Origin of the sequence: Streptomyces sp. PU-14G (genome assembly GCF_041028275.1) — a bacterium.
Lineage (GTDB): Bacteria > Actinomycetota > Actinomycetes > Streptomycetales > Streptomycetaceae > Streptomyces.
Window position 1 is genome coordinate 1 of the sequence record NZ_JASKYT010000775.1, and the last position, 408, is coordinate 408.

The 408-nt window shown below is 73.5% G+C and carries 1 pseudogene; it reads left to right on the forward strand.

From position 1 onward, the window contains the following. Positions 1–18: 18 nt before the first annotated feature. Positions 19–408: pseudogene (locus AB8Z75_RS35250) on the forward strand (hypothetical protein); the annotation flags it as partial.

Consider the following 408-nt stretch of genomic DNA (forward strand, 5'->3'; position numbering starts at 1 on the left):
GCCCCTAGGACCACACCCATGACATCCCACGCCCTCCGGCAGGCGGCGGCGCTCGGCTCGGTGGACGGCCCTCTGGCGGGTTACCACCGCGAGTGGTACGTGGTACGGCCAGGAAGCGCGCTCCGCGGGCTGGGGCGCGTCAAGCTCGGCGAGCCGCGCGGCGGCGCCCTCTGGCTGGACCGCCGCTTCTTCACCTCCGAGGACGAACTCCTGCTCGAACTCGCCTCCCTCGGCGTCCCGCGCATTCCCCCGGTGCTCCGCCTCGACACCCCGCACGGCATGGTGCTCCACGGCTTCATCGAAGGCGCCACCCTCACCGAACACGCCCCGGTCGGCCACCGAGTGGCCCCCGACCACCTCCGCCAGATCATGGCGCGCTTCGCCTCCCTGTGCCGCCTCCGCCCCCAC